The sequence below is a fragment of the Photorhabdus hindustanensis genome (assembly GCF_002968995.1).
GTDB lineage: Bacteria > Pseudomonadota > Gammaproteobacteria > Enterobacterales > Enterobacteriaceae > Photorhabdus > Photorhabdus akhurstii.
On the sequence record NZ_PUWT01000037.1, the window covers coordinates 1 to 17,446 of the forward strand.

Genomic DNA, 17,446 nt, shown 5'->3' on the forward strand with positions numbered 1-17,446 from the left:
GTAGGCCATTACCCTACCTACCAGCTAATCCCATCTGGGTTCATCCGACGGCGTGAGGCCCTTTCAGGTCCCCCACTTTGGTCTTGCGACATTATGCGGTATTAGCCACCGTTTCCAGTGGTTATCCCCCGCCCTCGGGCAGATCCCCAGACATTACTCACCCGTCCGCCGCTCGTCAGCAAAAGCGCAAGCGCTTTCCTGTTACCGCCCGACTTGCATGTGTTAGGCCTGCCGCCAGCGTTCAATCTGAGCCATGATCAAACTCTTCAATTCAAAGCTTGACGCTCAAAGAATTCTGACTAATTAGTTCGTAATGAATTAACTGTTGTTCACTCTTCAAGACTTTAAAACGTATTTTTTTGTGATACGGTCTTGTGAGTGCCCACACAGATTGTCTGATTAATTGTTAAAGAGCAGGCTGAATCAAAAAATCATATTCTCGTTCAGCCGGGCTGCGTATACTACGCTGTTCGCCCGCAGAGTCAAGCGCTTATTCGCTTTCCTTCTGCCTGACCTCACAATGTTTATCAGCGTTGTGTCGGTCAGTGGTGGCGCATTATAGGGAGTTCTCTGGCGCTGGCAATAATTATTTTGAAAAAAGTTAACGACCGATGATTATTCCATCGAATTTAACTTAAGTTATCAATTTTTCCAGTTTTGAGAATCCATATCCCTGCAAAACGGGGATTAATGCATCAGTATCAGTATTCACTTTCATACAATAAGCAAGACTATCTGCTGAAGTACAAACAAGATTATTCTGATGTTTAACTAACCAAGCCGTTCTTCGGGCAATAGCGGCACCAGAATCAATTAAGTGTGTGCCATCAGGGAGTATCTGAACTAATTCTTCTGCTAATAGTGGAAAATGAGTACAACCCAATACTACTGTGTCAGGTGGTTCTTTCATTCCGAGCCACGGTTTCAGTATCTTTTTTAAAATGTCGGAAGAGACCTTACCACCATGCAATTTAGCTTCAGCTAATTCTACTAATTCAGCAGAGCCTATAGATTCAATCCTGCAACCTGTAGCAAACTTTTCGATAAGTTCCTTTGTATAGGAGCGATTAACTGTTGCTCTAGTCGCCAATAATCCAACGACACCATTACGAGTTAACTTTGCTGCGGGTTTTATCGCTGGAACCACACCAACGACCGAAAAACTGAACCGCTCACGTAGAGCAGGCAAACTGACTGTACTTGCCGTGTTACATGCAATAACCACTATTGCCAGAGGATGTTTTTGCTGAACAGCCGCAACAATTTGAACAACTCGTTCAACAATAAATTCTTCCGATTTTTCACCATAAGGGAATGCTTCGTTATCAAAAACATATATATAGTGGAGATCTGGCAATAATTGCCGGATCTCTTGGTAAATAGATAAGCCGCCTACCCCAGAATCAAACACTAAAACTGTCGGACGTGCGACTTTATTTAAATCAGAAGTTATAGCTCCCAGTGAGATAGTATTCGCGTCCTGGAATGCGATAGCCATAAACTGTCTCGTAATCTTTATCAAGCAGGTTAGCTATTCTAGCACGGATTGTCAGATAAGAAGTGACTGGATATGAAACCGTTAAGTCCCAAAAGCTGACGCCACCTAATTTCACACGTTTAGCCGGGAATGTACTGAAATCGTTGTCATAACGCCGCCCTAAATATTGATAAGTTAACCCCCAATCAAAATCATATAGCTGCCAGTCAAGTTGATATTTGACTTGCTGCTTAGCACGACGAACTAAAATTTCATTAGTTTCACTATTACGAGGGTCGATATATTGTACCGTCAATTGATGCTGAAATATGCCTGTGTCCATTGAGCCAGTCCACTCAACACCTTTAATTTTTGCTTTACCAATATTGTAGTAACGGCTATTTGCATAATCGATCAATTGCTCAATCTCATTGCGATATACAGTCAGACGCCAATTTAGCTGGCCTGTGACGCCTTCAATACCACCTTCCCATTGTTTACTTTCTTCCGGTTTCAAATCATGATTACCACCAAAACCATACATTTGACTAAGCGTCGGAGCCTTAAATGCCGTACCATAAGAAGCGATCAAACGATAATTTTTAATAAATTCCCAACCTAAACTGGCTTGCCATGTGGTATTCCAACCAGCTTCTGAATGTTTATCTGAACGAATTGCACCTTCTAAAATAAAATCTTTTAGTTGTTGCTGTGCTGTCAGATACATTCCTGTATTACGTACCGTTTCACTCTTCGGAATATAACTGGTCCCAGCTTCTATCGATTGTTTTTGGAAATCCACACCTGTACTAACCATACCCTGATATAGCTGAAACGTATTTCCCCATTGCAGGTTATATTGATCAGAATCATTAAGGCTAGCAGACTTATCATAGCGCCCATATTTAGGGTCAAAGTTATAGTCTTTTATATGACTATAACTTGCAATTAATTGGGACGAGTAGATCCCACGGTTAAATCTGATCCCCGTATCATAGTGGCGGCTATAAAGTTCACGAGTATCCGGTCTAGCATATGGGTAACTCCAATTAATATCCGCATCATAAGATGTTCTATTGTTATAGCCATAAGCTCGAATAAACCCACTGACTTGCTCATTAAATTTTTGATCGACTCCCAACCAAAGCATTTTGCTCATAAAACCGTCACGATCAGGCTGTCTAAAGCCACCAGTATTACCATAAGCAACAACATCGTATCCTTTGGTATAGGTATAGTTAGCTGCTGCTGTCAGGACTGTATTTTCAACTAACTTTTGCTGAGTCGCGCCATCATAAGTCTGATAACCATGTGAACCGATACCTACGTTAAGGTTAGCGCCTAGTTTCTCTCTGGTAGTGATGATATTAATAACACCACCAATAGCATCAGAACCATAAACAGCGGAACGTGGTCCGCGGATATATTCGATTTTCTGAACCAATGATACAGGTATCTGGCTTAAATCAGAGGAGCCACTGATACCTGCTTGATTCAAACGTATCCCATCCACCAGCACTAATACATGACTAGCATGAGTGCCACGTATAAACAAAGAGCTTAGCTGTCCAATACCGCCATGCCGCGCAATATCAACACCGGGTAGACAACGTAAAATATCGGCTACACTATTTGACTGCCAATGATCAATTTCATCTCGTGTTACAACAGTATAAGGAGCCAGTATGCTTGACACTGGCTGTTTAAAACGACTCGCCGTCACAACCAATGAATCCTGCGACTCCACCATAGCGGAAGCTTGATTCCAACTAGAAATCACCACGATTGAAACAATGGATAATAAAAACCGATTTTTATTTATCATGAGAAAATATCCCACAATTTATTATCAGAAGGATACACTACAATGAAGCGTGAAACTGACTCATAATAGTAAGCATAGACAGGATTATGCATGAGTAATAAGAAAACTGGACATCCTTTGCTCTTTCCCTACAATTTCGCACGAAAATTTTTCTTACTACAGATATAAGAGAACAAACATAATGCAAAATCTCCTGCCAACGGAAAGCTACGAGCAGCAACTGACGGAGAAGGTCAGCCGCTTAAAAAACATGATGGAGCCTTTCCAGCCCCCGGAGCCAGAGGTTTTCCGCTCACCGCAATCTCATTACAGAATGCGAGCAGAATTTCGAATCTGGCATGAACAGGATGATTTGTACCATATTATGTTCGATCAACAGACGAAACAACGTATTCGTCTTGTTCAATTCCCTGTCGCTAGTAAGTTAATTAATAAAATGATGGTAGAATTAATTGACTCCATTAGATCTGAACAGATCTTACGTCATAAGCTATTTCAAATTGATTATCTGTCCACTTGCAATAATAAAATCCTTGTTTCTTTGCTTTATCACAAAAAATTGGGTGATGAATGGACACAACAAGCATTAAAACTGCGTGAGGCGTTAAGAAATAAAGGGTTTGACATTGAGTTAATTGGCAGAGCTGCTAAAACCAAAATCACATTGGATCATGATTATATTGATGAGGTTCTACCTGTTGCAGGCCGAGAAATGATTTATCGCCAGGTGGAAAACAGCTTCACCCAACCAAATGCTAGCGTCAATATTCATATGCTTGAATGGGCAATTAATATTACCAAGGATTCAAAAGGTGATTTACTTGAGCTTTATTGCGGTAATGGCAATTTCTCTCTGGCATTAGCTCAAAATTTTGAACGAGTATTGGCAACAGAAATTGCCAAGCCATCCGTTGCGGCCGCTCAATACAATATTGCAGCCAACGGGATTGATAATGTACAAATTATCCGCATGTCAGCGGAGGAATTCACCCAAGCAATGAATGGTGAACGCGAATTTAATCGCCTTCAAGGAATTAATTTAAAAAGCTATCAATGTGAAACTATTTTTGTCGATCCGCCACGTAGCGGCCTTGATGAAAAAACGCTTGAAATGGTCCAGACATATCCACGGATCCTTTATATTTCCTGTAACCCGGAAACCCTTTGCCATAATCTAGAAACATTAACCCAAACGCATCAAATCAGCCATCTGGCTCTGTTTGATCAGTTTCCTTATACACACCATATGGAATGTGGAGTACTGCTGGAAAAATCAAACTGATACTTAACGAACATATAAAACAGAAACGCCGGCAGATAGTTATCTCTCCGGCGTTTTGCATCAATTAATGACTATTTTCTATAATTGCCTGGTTTTTGCGAATTTTTACCTTTCTGTAAATCCAGAATACCAGTACGGTACCTATTACCGCGGGTAGAAAATTAGAGCCAATTTCAGGGTATTCAACTCTAATAATCGCACTATAACTAAATAATCCTAAGAGGAAACAAGCAACAACTAACTTAGGCATCCCATCTGGCATTGAGTAATTCAAATAGCGCTGATGGATACAATAAATTGATAAAATCAGTGTTATCAATGGGAAAACTGAAAAAGAAACAACTGAGCTAAAAACTGCTGAAAACGTTCCATTCGTTGCTAGTCCGACAATAAAAGCGAGTAACAATGTACTTTTGTCCTGGCGATATTGTTCCATCATTTCGTTCTCCTCCTTCATAGTTATTTAAGTTTAGGGTTCGGTGGATTCATTTCTTTGCGATACCAATAATATGCACCTTTAGCAATCATCCGTAGCTGCAAGACTAAACGTTCTTCTAAACGCTGTCTTTTCTCCAAATCAATATCCAATGCTTCTGCACCGGCACTGAATACTATTGTTACCATTGCCTCTGCCTGCACCTCAGTAAAATACCTCGGCATACAGCTTTCCTGTTCTAAATAGTCTGCCAGTTCAGCAATAAAATGTTGGATTTCCCGTGCGACAGCGGCACGAAATTCAGCAGAGGTCCCTGAACGTTCACGTAATAATAATCGGAATGCATTTGGATTATTACCGATAAATTCCATAAAAGTTGAAACAGATGTACGGATGACACTGCCACCTTTAGCAATACGTTGCCGGGCTTGCCTCATTAACTGACGTAACATCAAACCACTTTCATCTACCATCGTCAGCCCAAGCTCATCCACATCACGAAAATGACGATAAAATGAAGTTGGTGCAATACCTGCTTCACGGGCGACTTCACGCAAGCTAAGGCTGGTAAAACTCCTTTCGGCACTCAACTGGCTGAAAGCAGCTTCAATCAGTGAACGACGAGTTTTTTCTTTCTGTTTCGCTCTGATGCCGATAACGTTACTCACACGAATCCTGACTCTTTATCTGAACTACATGTTAGGAAATATACCAAATTTTAACGCGTTTGCCGTAATGATGTGCTCATCATGTCATTTATAATGATCAATGTCATTTTCTCAGCGCATTTTCTTATTAGATATTAGGATGATAAAGGCGACTATACGTAGTCAAAAAATCATTAAGGAGAGCATTCCCTCTTTAGTTAATTCACTTCGATCGTTAGATAATTATTTATTTTCCAAAAGCTTTATAATCTTGCGCCAGATTAACGTAACGGGCAAAACTATGTTCAATTCACTCTAAATGAGATATAAAATCCTTATGACGATTGGGCTATTAAGTCAACCAATGTTAATATAGCGTTGTAATTTTGTGTAAAAACAGGTCTTTCCTCATATGCAACATATTCATTTTGACGCCATTGTCATTGGTTCTGGTCCCGGTGGAGAAGGAGCAGCAATGGGATTGGTGAAGCAGGGTAAAAGCGTTGCGGTTATCGAACGCTATAATAATGTTGGTGGTGGTTGTACTCATTGGGGTACCATCCCGTCCAAAGCCCTCCGTCACGCCGTCAGCCGTATTATCGAATTTAACCAAAACCCTCTGTACAGTGATAACTCCCGCATTCTTCGCTCTTCATTTGCTGAAATCTTACGCCGTGCTGAAATGGTGATTAATCAGCAAACTAGAATGCGTCAAGGATTTTACGAACGTAATGGGTGTCGTATGTTTTCCGGGGAAGCAACATTCATTGATGATCACCGGGTGAGTGTGCGCTATGCCGACGATAACTACGATATTTTAAGCGCAGATAAGATTATTATTGCAACCGGTTCTCGCCCATATTGTCCACCAGATGTTGATTTCACCCATTCCCGTATTTATAACAGCGATTCCATTCTGAAACTGGATCATGAACCACGGCATGTCATTATTTATGGTGCCGGAGTGATTGGTTGCGAATATGCTTCAATCTTCCGTGGATTAGGCGTAAAAGTTGATTTAATCAACACTCGTAACCACTTACTGGCTTTCCTTGACCAAGAGATGTCAGACGCACTTTCTTACCATTTCTGGAATAGTGGTATAGTTATCCGCCACAATGAAGAATATTCTAAAATTGAAGGTGTTGATGACGGTGTTATCGTTCACCTCAAATCCGGTAAAAAAGTCAAAGCTGACTGTCTGCTTTATGCTAATGGCCGAACAGGCAATACTGATACTCTAGGGCTGAAAAACGTTGGTCTGGAAGCAGATAGCCGCGGTTTACTGAAAGTTAATAAGATCTATCAAACTAGCAATGAAAATATCTACGCTGTAGGAGATGTTATCGGTTATCCAAGCCTGGCCTCTGCTGCTTATGATCAAGGACGAATTGCCGCTCAAGCAATGGCGAAAGGAAACGCCGAAGTTCATCTGATTGAAGATATTCCAACGGGTATCTATACCATTCCTGAAATCAGCTCTGTAGGTAAAACCGAGCAACAATTAACAGCAATGAAAGTGCCTTATGAAGTTGGGCGAGCACAATTTAAACATCTTGCACGCGCACAAATTGCGGGGATGAACGTAGGAAGCCTGAAAATACTATTCCATAGAGAAACAAAAGAGATTCTTGGTATTCATTGTTTCGGAGAACGTGCTGCTGAAATCATTCATATCGGCCAAGCGATTATGGAACAGAAAGGTGAAAGTAATACTATCGAATATTTCGTCAATACTACTTTCAACTATCCGACTATGGCTGAAGCTTATCGTGTCGCAGCGCTAAATGGCCTGAACCGGCTATTTTGATTGCCTGTAATAAGTGCCCATTCTAGCTCTAATAGCCTCTGCCAGTTGCTCATAGCGACCACGCAGAGGTGAACCAGGACGATAAATCAAAATAACAGATCGCTTCGGCTCTGGGTTGCTACACTCCAGATAACAGACACCATCACGTTTTTTCTCTTGTGGCACTGCCAGATCAGGCAATAAGGTTATTCCACTACCGGCAGCAACCATATTACGCAGAGTTTCCAAACTGGTTGCACGAAAATGGGTATCTTCCTTCGCCCCAGCCTGAAAACAGAACCCCATAGCCTGATCACGCAAGCAATGACCATCTTCTAGCATCAGCAATTTTTCACCCGTCAATTCATCCATAGCAATTTTTTCTCGCTCTGCCCAAGGATGGCCATCATAGATAGCGAGTTTCATGGGTTCTTCAAACAATGGCACTTCAATGAAGGCTCTTGTCTCCTTACCCATTGCCAGAATCGCAATGTCCAATTTGCCGCTATCTAACTGGGCTAGCAAACTTTGAGTCTGGGCTTCATACAAATACATTTCCAACTTAGGAAACAAACCATGAAGCCCAGGAATAATATGAGGCAACAGATATGGGCCAATAGTAGGGATCAGGCCAATATGCAGAGGACCAGACATGTTTTCCCCTTGAAGTGACGCCATTTCCTGCAAAATTCTAACCTCACGGAGAACCGTTCTGGCCTGTTCTACTAATAACATCCCTTGTTGAGTGAACAAAACTTTACGGCTGGTGCGTTCCAATAACATTACACCCAGATCATCCTCAAGCTTACGAATTTGCCCGCTCAATGTAGGCTGGCTGACGTGGCAAGAATCAGCAGCATGGCGAAAGTGCCGATGCTCCGCAAGCGCCACAAGATATTCCAGATCGCGGATATTCATTCCCACCTCAACTAATATGAATGATAGAAAATACCAATAGATAATTATATCAACGTGAGGGAAAGACTATCAGATAATCATTAAAAACTTATATATAAAGATCGCATTTATTTTACAGGGGATAGATTCATCTCCCCTGCTGATAATGACTAACTTAATTTTAGCCTCTGTTTAGCCTCTGAAATCGCTTTCATGACCTGTTTTTGCGATACGCCACCCTTTGCAAGTCGTTTGTCCAGACAAGATTGCAGAGACAAAATATCATATACATCATCAGTAATTGCACTGCTGAACTTCTGCAACTCTGCCAATGACAACGCTTCCAGTGCCTTACCCTGACCCTGAGCAAGCGCCATAATCACAATTTCCCCAACAATATGGTGAGCTTCACGGAATGGAACACCTTTTGCAACCAAATAATCAGCTAATTCGGTCGCATTAGCATAACCCTGTTTAGCTGCTTCTGCACAACGTGAACGCCTGACCTGAATGCCATCTAACACCAACGCTGCCATATGCAAACAATCCAGCCAAGTGTCCAGCGCATCAAATAACCCCTCTTTATCCTCCTGCATATCTTTATTATAGGCCAACGGCAGACCTTTCAACGTCATCATCATGCCGGTCAATGCCCCCTGCACCCGGCCACATTTCCCACGGATTAACTCCAGCGCATCCGGGTTTTTCTTCTGTGGCATCAGAGAAGAACCGGAAGTGACTCGATCTGACAGTTCAATAAATCCTGCTTCACCGCTATTAAAGAAAATGAGGTCTTCCGCAAAACGGGAAAGATGGATCATACTGATACCGGCATTAGATAGCAGTTCCAATACATGGTCACGATCTGAAACACTATCCAGGCTGTTACGCGTCGCTGAAGCAAAACCTAGCCATGATGCCAATTGTTCGCGGTCAATATCATAAGCGGTTCCAGCCAATGCACCGCACCCAAGCGGGCTGGTATTCAGCCGCTTTAAAGTATCCTGTAACCGACTTTCATCACGAACCAGCATTTCTACATATGCCAAACACCAGTGAGCAAATGTGATAGGCTGCGCTCTTTGCAGATGGGTATAGCCCGGCATCACCGCATCTTGATTATTCTCCGCGGTAATCACCAATGCCTGCTGTAACTCCACAATTGCCTGATGAAGATGTGAAATGTATTCTTTACACCAAAGTTTGAGATCTGTCGCCACCTGATCGTTACGGCTACGGCCAGTATGGAGCTTCTTACCCAGATCGCCGACTTTACTGATCAATTGCCCTTCTACCCAACTATGGATATCTTCTGCATCACTTTGCAAGATGGTTTGTGGATTAGCCTGAACTTCATTCAGCAATTCATTTAATGCCAACTCCAGTTTTCGTTGCTCCTCAACGGTCAACACACCAACCGTTACCAGCGCTTTCGACCATGCAACTGAACCGGTAATATCCTGTTCCGCCAACCGGTAATCAAAGCGAAGTGAATCGTTAAATTGTTTGAACCGTTGATCTGCTTTCTGACTGAAACGCCCGCCCCAGAGTGCCATATTTTCGTTCCTGATTATCTGATGTCTGAGTGATTGATGACCTTTTATAAACAGCAATTTCATTTTCAATATGGAGATAATAGACTAGAGAAATCAAATACAAGGATGAATGTACGATCTGGTCATTATCTCCATAACTACGAACAATGAAATTACTCTTTACTATTTAATGCCCGAATACGTGAAGAGAGAGAATACAAACGGATAAATCCTCCTGCATGGCTGTGATCGTAAACCTCATCCTCACCAAACGTTGCAAACGCTTCAGAATAGAGACTATTCGTCGATCTCTTCTGGATCGCCGTCACCTGGCCTTTATAGAGTTTCAGAACCACTTCACCACGGACATCCTCAGCCAACGTCTCAGCGGCTGCCTGAATAGAGTGACGTAGTGGGGCAAACCAACGTCCATCATAAACAACATAGGACATTTCCAGCCCAAGCTGTTGACGCCATTTCAAGCTATCACGGTCCAGAACCAGTTGTTCAACACCACGTAACGCGGCCATCATAATGGTTCCTCCCGGTGTTTCATAACAACCACGAGATTTCATTCCCACCAGCCGGTTTTCCACAATATCGATCCGACCAATACCATGTTTTGCTCCCAGAACATTTAGTACTTCAAGGCATTGATATGGAGACATCACCTTGCCGTTAACCCCAACAACCTCGCCTCTCTCAATGGTCACACTGACCAATTCAGCTTCATCTGGCGCCTCTTCTGGAGCAACTGTCCACACCCAACAATCTTTATTGGATGCATTCCAGGTGCTTTCCAGTACGCCGCCTTCGGTAGAGATATGCCACGCATTCTCATCACGGCTGTAAATTTTCTCTAATGTCGCAGTAGTTGGAATATCTCGCGCTTTCAGATAATCCAACAACGCCTCACGGGAACGCAAATCCCACTCTCTCCACGGCGCGACGACTTTTAGCTGAGGAGCTAATGCCGTATAAGTGCTTTCAAACCGAACCTGATCGTTACCCTTACCTGTTGCGCCATGAGCAAGTGCATCCGCCCCCACTTTCAATGCCAATTCAACCTGTGCTTTAGCAATAATTGGTCGTGCCATTGAAGTGCCCAATAAATAGCTACCCTCATACAGAGCGCCAGTTTTCAGCACCGGATAAACATAATCTTTAATAAACTCCTCACGTAAATCCACAACATGACATTCTGATGCGCCAGAGCGCAAAGCTTTCTGCTCCACGCCCTCCAGATCTTCACGGCTTTGTCCCACATCGGCGACAAACGCAACAACTTCACAATTATCATAATGCTCTTTCAGCCAAGGAATAATGGCAGAAGTATCCAGACCACCAGAATAAGCAAGAACGATCTTTTTAATATCTTTAGTATGCATGAAGTTACCCTTTAAAATTCCGTTGTTATTCATCAGCAAAGCTTTGCCGAAAATTAATCAAACTTAATTTAAGCCAGAATACGAGTACCGACGGGAACACCGTTAAACAGGTCGGTCAGTTGATCTGCATGACGCCAACTAGCGATATCTACCGGGCGACCTAATGTCCTAGCGGCATCTAGAGCTGCATTCACCTTCACAATCATGCCGTCAGTAATAATGCCCTGCACAATAAGTTGTTCCGCCTTCTCAGCATTAATGTCAGGGATCTTCTGCCCTTTACCATCCAAAATACCGCTAACATCAGAGAGTAATACCAAATCAGCACCTAGCGTCTGAGCTATCGCCGTTGCTGCCTGATCGGCATTCACATTCATCAATTCCCCTTTATCAGTTACACCAATGGAACTAATAATGGGTATATAACCTGCATCCAGTAGCATTTTCAGCAACTTAGCATCGCCCGGCATCGCTTTCCCCACATGCCCCAACTCTTCATTCAGTTGGGAAACCCTGACCACATTACCATCTCCTAAATATAATCCAACTGATGCAAGTTGATATTTAGTCGCCCACGATAACAAGGTCTTATTGGCTATACCCGCTAACGCTCCCGTAATCATCCCAATTTGATCAGCGGGTGTTACCCGCAATCCTTGTTTCTTCTCTATCGGTAGCTGCAATTTCTGCATCAACTCATCCACCAGACAGCCACCACCATGAACAATAACCAACTGGCGTTCATGCGTTTGTCGATATTCCTGCAATGCAGTAAACACGCGTTCCAACGCTTCTTCACTGTCCAGTAACACGCCACCTAATTTTATGACTAAAGGTTCCATCTGCTTTACTCCTTCATGTCAATCATTAAAGTAATGCCTGAGTTTCTTCAAACCCAAAACGTATATTCATACACTGAACTGCCTGAGCTGCCGCACCTTTCAAAAGATTATCCTCAGTACCCACAACAATCAGGTGATCATCCTGTACAACAAAACCGATATCACAGAACGGTAGCCCAACAACGGATTTCAGTGCCGGTACCCCTTTGTTGTAGAGCCGCACCAATGGCTTATCCTTGTATGCTTGCTGATAAGCTTCATTTATCTGTTCTGCGGTAACACCTGACTTCAATTTACAGGTAATTGTGGCAAGAATACCCCGCACGAAATTGCCAAGATGCGGAGTAAAAATCACCTTAGTTCCCAGATGTTCCTCAATCTCCGGTTGATGACGGTGAGTAAATATTCCATAAGGTTGCAAACTGATTTCGCAGAAGCTGTTAGTCATACTGGCTTTCCGACCTGCGCCACTCACGCCACTGGTAGCATTAATCACTGGCCAATGGCTGGTATCTAGCAAACTATTTTCCAACAGTGGCTTCAAAGAGAGTTGAGAAACTGTTGGATAACATCCCGGTACAGCAACCAATTGAGCCTGTTTGATCTTTTCAGCCTGCCATTCGGCAAGCCCATATACTGCTTGTGCTAACCATTCAGTATGCTTATGTTTGAATCCGTAGTATTGTTGATAAATCTGAGCATTTTGTATGCGATAGGCACCGGAGAGATCGAACACAATGCAACCTGCCGCCAGAAATAACGGCGCAATGTCATGACTGACTTCATGGGCGGTGGCAAGGAAAACCACATCAATCCCTTTAGCAACATTAATAATATCAGTCAGCGGTTGCAGCGGCAGATCAACAATGCCTTTATACTGTGAATGTAAATCTGAGAAACATTTATCTGCATCAACGCTCTGAGCAGAAACCATTAGTCCAACCAGATTTATATACGGGTGGCGATGCAGATATGCTGCCAGTTCTGCTCCGGTGTAACCACTTGCACCAACAACCAGCGTATTCAACATAGGATATCTTTACCTTGTGCTCAGTATGTAAACGGGATAATGTATTTTTATTCAAAAAAAATGCATGAATATTGATACTATCATGAATAAAGGCTGTCAACAGTGAATATAAAATTACCTCCATTTATTGAGTTATTTCGGCAACTAATCGCGACTCCTTCTATCAGTGCCACCGATGTCAGTATTGACCAGAGCAATGAATCTCTCATCAACCTACTGGCAAGTTGGTTAAAGGAAATTGGTTTCGAGATTGAGATACAACCCGTCCCCGAGGCCCCCGGAAAATACAATCTGCTGGCGACGCTGGGGAGTGGCCTAGGTGGATTACTCCTATGTGGACACACTGATACTGTCCCCTTTGATGAAGGACTCTGGGCTAAAGATCCCTTCACCCTGACAGAACGAGATAACAAACTGTATGGTTTAGGTACAGCAGATATGAAAGGCTTTTTCGCCTTTATCATTGATGCATTGCGAGACATTGATGTCAGTAAAATAACCCGTCCGCTGTACATTCTGGCAACCGCAGATGAAGAGACAACAATGGCGGGAGCCCGCTATTTTGCCGCAAGTACCACTATTCGACCGGATTTCGCTATTATTGGTGAACCGACCTCATTGCATCCTATTTGCGCACATAAAGGACATTTATCGAACGCTATCCGCATTGTTGGTCAATCCGGGCATTCCAGTGATCCAGACCGTGGTATAAACGCCATTGATTTGATGCACGAATCTATTGGGCACTTGATTGAACTACGCAATACGCTAAAAGAGCGTTACAACAACCCGGCATTTGCCATTCCATATCCAACCATGAATTTCGGCTATATTCACGGAGGTGATGCAGTAAACCGTATTTGTGCCCATTGTGAATTGCATATGGATATTCGCCCATTACCGGGACTAACGTTACAGGATCTGAACGAACTGTTAAATGAAGCCCTTGAACCAGTGAAGCAGCGTTGGCCTGGCCGTCTGACTATCAACGAATTACATCCCCCTATTCCCGGTTATGCATGCCCAACCGATCACAAAATAATTGATGTGATAGAGAAACTGCTAGGCCGCAAGGCTGAAACGGTCAACTACTGTACCGAAGCACCATTCATTCAGGAATTATGTCCCACATTGGTACTTGGCCCAGGTTCTATTGCACAAGCACATCAGCCGGATGAGTTTATTGATATGTCGTTTATTGAACCTACCAGAAAGATAATTTCTCAGTTAATAGATCATTTTTGTCTAAGCAATAATTAATCGTTTTACTCGTCCCCCAAAAGTCAGGGGGACTCAAGCATCATCACGCAATAAAAACACCCTCCCCAAGCCTCCTGCGCATAAGTAATACTTATGGAACATGACCCGCCATTAAATTTTAGAAATTTCGCCCAAACTGATGATTTTCTGATATGAATATGAAGGCTTAGGGTGAATGAAACACTGTGGCGATACAAAAAACAACTTTACGCCACTTACATGAAATTTTTCTACAGGAACAGAATCAACATTCTGCCAGCAATAAAGGCCAAGAGTCATATGAACCAACAATATTCCGCAATGCGTAGTAATGTCAGCATGCTAGGTAAGCTGCTCGGAGACACAATCAAAGAAGCGTTAGGAGAAGATATTCTCGATAAAGTCGAGACTATCCGTAAATTATCCAAATCATCCCGCGCAGGCAACGAAATAGATCGCCAGCAACTATTATCTACCTTGCAAAACCTATCTAATGATGAACTATTGCCAGTTGCCCGCGCTTTCAACCAATTTCTCAACCTAACAAACGTTGCAGAACAGTATCACAGCATCTCCCCACATGGTGAAGCTGCCAGTAATCCCGTTGCGTTAGCGAAATTATTCACCCAGTTAAAAGAAAAAAATTTCAATAACGACGATCTGAAAAAAGCGGTCAATGAGCTGTCTATTGAACTGGTCCTCACCGCTCACCCTACTGAAATCGCGCGTCGTACATTAATTCACAAGCTGGTGGCAGTTAACACTTGTCTATCGCAACTCGATCACGATGATCTGGCAGATTATGAGCGTAACAACATTATGCGTCGTCTGCGTCAATTAGTTGCCCAGTCATGGCATACCGATGAAATCCGTAAAATTCGCCCAACTCCAATTGATGAAGCTAAGTGGGGCTTCGCTATGGTAGAAAACAGCTTGTGGGAGGGCGTACCGGCATTCCTGCGCGAATTTAATGAACAACTGGAAGAGTCAATTGATTACAGTCTGCCAGTTGAAGCGGTACCTATCCGCTTTACTTCCTGGATGGGCGGCGACCGCGACGGCAATCCAAATGTAACGGCTGAAGTGACTCATCATGTATTACTGCTTAGCCGCTGGAAAGCAGCCGATCTATTCCTGAAAGATATTCAGGTTCTGGTTTCTGAACTATCCATGTCTGAATGTACACCCGAAGTTCGTAAGCTAGCAGGTGGTGATGAAATTCTGGAACCTTACCGAGAAATTGCTAAAAAATTGCGGACACAACTCAGCAATACATTGACCTATCTGGAGAAACAACTGAAAGGGGAGCAAGTTCTGCCACCAACTGATCTGCTGGTGGATAATGAACAGCTCTGGCAACCACTTTACGCCTGTTATCAGTCACTAAAAACCTGCGGGATGGAAATCATCGCCAATGGTCAACTATTAGATATCTTGCGCCGTATCCGCTGCTTTGGCCTGTCGCTGGTACGCATTGATGTGCGCCAAGAAAGTACCCGCCATACAACCGCCATTTCTGAATTAACGCAATATCTGGAATTAGGTAACTACGCCAGTTGGTCAGAAGAAGAGAAACAGGCTTTCCTACTGCATGAACTACACTCAAAACGTCCATTGATACCACATAACTGGCAACCAAGCACAGAAACGCAAGAAGTTTTCGCAACCTGTAAAGTCATTGCAAAGTCACCGCAAGACGCTATCGCCGCTTACGTTATCTCAATGGCAAAAGTACCTTCTGATGTATTAGCAGTTCACTTACTACTGAAAGAAGCTGGTTGTCCGTTCACCTTACCCGTTGCACCGCTATTCGAAACCCTTGATGACCTGAATAATGCCGAAAATGTCATTCAGCAATTAATGAATATTAAATGGTATCGCGCTCTGATTCAGGACAAACAGATGGTGATGATTGGCTACTCTGACTCGGCAAAAGATGCCGGGGTGATGGCTGCGGGATGGGCGCAATACCGCGCACAAGATGCACTAATCAAAGCTTGTGAAAAAGAAGGCGTTATGCTGACCTTGTTCCACGGTCGCGGAGGCACCATCGGTCGTGGCGGTGCACCAGCACATGCAGCACTGCTTTCCCAACCACCGGGAAGCTTAAAAGGTGGCCTACGTGTAACTGAACAGGGTGAAATGATCCGCTTTAAATTCGGTCTGCCACAGGTCACTATCAGTAGTTTAGCCTTATATGCCAGTGCAATTCTGGAAGCAAACCTACTACCACCACCGGAGCCTAAACTGGAATGGCATCAGGTGATGGATACCCTATCCGATGTTTCCTGCAAGATGTATCGTGATTATGTACGTGAACAGCCCGATTTTGTACCTTATTTCCGCGCAGCAACACCAGAACAGGAATTAGCTAAATTGCCTTTAGGTTCTCGTCCAGCCAAACGTCATCCGGCGGGTGGCGTGGAAAGTTTACGCGCTATCCCGTGGATTTTCGCCTGGACACAGAATCGCCTAATGTTGCCAGCCTGGTTAGGTGCAGGTGCTGCGCTACAAAAAGTTGTCAATGATGGGAAGCAGGATGTACTAGCAGAAATGTGCCGTGACTGGCCTTTCTTTACCACTCGCATTGGTATGTTGGAAATGGTCTTCGCTAAAGCCGACTTGTGGCTAGCGGAGTATTATGATCATCGTCTGGTAGATAAGAACTTATGGCCGTTAGGCCAGAAACTGCGCGAACAACTTTCCGCAGATATTAAGACGGTATTAACCATTTCTAAAGATGAACACCTGATGGCAGATCTACCGTGGATTGCAGAATCAATCGCCCTACGTAATGTTTACACTGATCCATTAAACGTCTTACAGGCAGAACTATTACTGCGTTCCCGTCAACAGCAGCATCCCGATCCTCAGGTTGAACAAGCGTTGATGGTAACCATTGCCGGTATCGCAGCGGGAATGCGAAATACAGGTTAGTCGCTGTCAGGAGGAGACAATCTCAGCGCGATTGTAGTGATATTATTGAGCACAATACTGGCATTTTCCCCAAACACACCAGTACAAAATGTGCTCAATAGACAACAAAAAAGAGGTTAGTT

13 protein-coding genes and 1 rRNA gene are annotated in these 17,446 nt (G+C 43.3%); 4 read left to right on the forward strand and 10 right to left on the reverse strand.

The features are described 5' to 3' along the window. From C6H66_RS14135 to btuB, 3 genes are all read right to left on the reverse strand, one after another. Nucleotides 1–273, reverse strand: a 16S ribosomal RNA gene (locus tag C6H66_RS14135); the annotation flags it as partial. A 361-nt stretch (nucleotides 274–634) separates the two neighbouring features. Next, on the reverse strand, nucleotides 635–1,498 hold the full coding sequence (gene murI / locus C6H66_RS14140; protein ID WP_105395898.1) for a glutamate racemase: 864 nt from the start codon (nucleotides 1,496–1,498) through the stop codon (nucleotides 635–637). After that, nucleotides 1,443–3,302, reverse strand: coding sequence for a TonB-dependent vitamin B12 receptor BtuB (gene btuB, locus C6H66_RS14145; RefSeq protein ID WP_105395899.1), 1,860 nt, complete (start codon nucleotides 3,300–3,302; stop codon nucleotides 1,443–1,445). Before btuB ends, murI begins: the two co-directional genes overlap by 56 nt. A 178-nt stretch (nucleotides 3,303–3,480) precedes the next feature. Between btuB and trmA the strand changes: the two genes are divergently transcribed. Further along, entirely contained in the window at nucleotides 3,481–4,584 is a 1,104-nt protein-coding gene (gene trmA, locus C6H66_RS14150; protein WP_105395900.1) for a tRNA (uridine(54)-C5)-methyltransferase TrmA, read from the forward strand. Between the two features lie 64 nt (nucleotides 4,585–4,648). Here trmA and C6H66_RS14155 read toward each other — a convergent pair whose 3' ends face one another. After that, complete coding sequence (locus C6H66_RS14155) at nucleotides 4,649–5,020, reverse strand: YijD family membrane protein (protein WP_036782597.1); 372 nt, start codon at nucleotides 5,018–5,020, stop codon at nucleotides 4,649–4,651. A 23-nt stretch (nucleotides 5,021–5,043) separates the two neighbouring features. After that, nucleotides 5,044–5,688, reverse strand: a complete 645-nt coding sequence (fabR, locus tag C6H66_RS14160; protein ID WP_036782581.1) for an HTH-type transcriptional repressor FabR — start codon at nucleotides 5,686–5,688, stop codon at nucleotides 5,044–5,046. Nucleotides 5,689–6,079: 391 nt separating this feature from the next. Between fabR and sthA the strand changes: the two genes are divergently transcribed. Beyond that, complete coding sequence (sthA, locus tag C6H66_RS14165; protein WP_036782578.1) at nucleotides 6,080–7,477, forward strand: Si-specific NAD(P)(+) transhydrogenase; 1,398 nt, start codon at nucleotides 6,080–6,082, stop codon at nucleotides 7,475–7,477. Here sthA and oxyR read toward each other — a convergent pair. From oxyR to argC, 5 genes are all read right to left on the reverse strand, one after another. Continuing rightward, nucleotides 7,469–8,374 (reverse strand): DNA-binding transcriptional regulator OxyR, encoded by a 906-nt coding sequence (gene oxyR, locus C6H66_RS14170; RefSeq protein ID WP_036782575.1) that lies wholly within the window; start codon nucleotides 8,372–8,374, stop codon nucleotides 7,469–7,471. The two genes, sthA and oxyR, sit on opposite strands and share 9 nt — an antisense overlap. Nucleotides 8,375–8,523: 149 nt before the next feature. Continuing rightward, the gene (gene argH, locus C6H66_RS14175) at nucleotides 8,524–9,909 is read right to left on the reverse strand and encodes an argininosuccinate lyase (protein ID WP_105395901.1); all 1,386 of its coding nucleotides are present in this window, start codon (nucleotides 9,907–9,909) and stop codon (nucleotides 8,524–8,526) included. 152 nt (nucleotides 9,910–10,061) lie between these two features. Further along, nucleotides 10,062–11,276: an argininosuccinate synthase gene (locus C6H66_RS14180; RefSeq protein WP_105395902.1), complete on the reverse strand. Its 1,215-nt coding sequence runs from the start codon at nucleotides 11,274–11,276 to the stop codon at nucleotides 10,062–10,064. A 68-nt stretch (nucleotides 11,277–11,344) separates the two neighbouring features. Beyond that, nucleotides 11,345–12,118, reverse strand: coding sequence for an acetylglutamate kinase (gene argB, locus C6H66_RS14185; protein WP_105395903.1), 774 nt, complete (start codon nucleotides 12,116–12,118; stop codon nucleotides 11,345–11,347). A 25-nt stretch (nucleotides 12,119–12,143) separates the two neighbouring features. Then, nucleotides 12,144–13,148 (reverse strand): N-acetyl-gamma-glutamyl-phosphate reductase, encoded by a 1,005-nt coding sequence (gene argC / locus C6H66_RS14190; RefSeq protein ID WP_105395904.1) that lies wholly within the window; start codon nucleotides 13,146–13,148, stop codon nucleotides 12,144–12,146. 102 nt (nucleotides 13,149–13,250) lie between these two features. On the opposite strand from argC, the gene argE reads away from it, so the two are divergent. Continuing rightward, on the forward strand, nucleotides 13,251–14,408 hold the full coding sequence (argE, locus tag C6H66_RS14195) for an acetylornithine deacetylase (RefSeq protein WP_105395905.1): 1,158 nt from the start codon (nucleotides 13,251–13,253) through the stop codon (nucleotides 14,406–14,408). Nucleotides 14,409–14,687: 279 nt separating this feature from the next. Then, on the forward strand, nucleotides 14,688–17,324 hold the full coding sequence (gene ppc, locus C6H66_RS14200) for a phosphoenolpyruvate carboxylase (protein WP_105395906.1): 2,637 nt from the start codon (nucleotides 14,688–14,690) through the stop codon (nucleotides 17,322–17,324). The last annotated feature ends 122 nt before the right edge of the window (nucleotides 17,325–17,446 follow it).

Bases quoted from the DNA above. Each gene is read 5' to 3' on its own strand.
- argB (WP_105395903.1), bottom strand. From the start codon at position 12,118: ATGGAACCTTTAGTCATAAAATTAGGTGGCGTGTTACTGGACAGTGAA.
- murI (WP_105395898.1), bottom strand. From the start codon at position 1,498: ATGGCTATCGCATTCCAGGACGCGAATACTATCTCACTGGGAGCTATA.
- btuB (WP_105395899.1), bottom strand. From the start codon at position 3,302: ATGATAAATAAAAATCGGTTTTTATTATCCATTGTTTCAATCGTGGTG.
- C6H66_RS14180 (WP_105395902.1), bottom strand. From the start codon at position 11,276: ATGCATACTAAAGATATTAAAAAGATCGTTCTTGCTTATTCTGGTGGT.
- argC (WP_105395904.1), bottom strand. From the start codon at position 13,148: ATGTTGAATACGCTGGTTGTTGGTGCAAGTGGTTACACCGGAGCAGAA.
- ppc (WP_105395906.1), top strand. From the start codon at position 14,688: ATGAACCAACAATATTCCGCAATGCGTAGTAATGTCAGCATGCTAGGT.
- oxyR (WP_036782575.1), bottom strand. From the start codon at position 8,374: ATGAATATCCGCGATCTGGAATATCTTGTGGCGCTTGCGGAGCATCGG.
- argH (WP_105395901.1), bottom strand. From the start codon at position 9,909: ATGGCACTCTGGGGCGGGCGTTTCAGTCAGAAAGCAGATCAACGGTTC.
- sthA (WP_036782578.1), top strand. From the start codon at position 6,080: ATGCAACATATTCATTTTGACGCCATTGTCATTGGTTCTGGTCCCGGT.
- C6H66_RS14155 (WP_036782597.1), bottom strand. From the start codon at position 5,020: ATGGAACAATATCGCCAGGACAAAAGTACATTGTTACTCGCTTTTATT.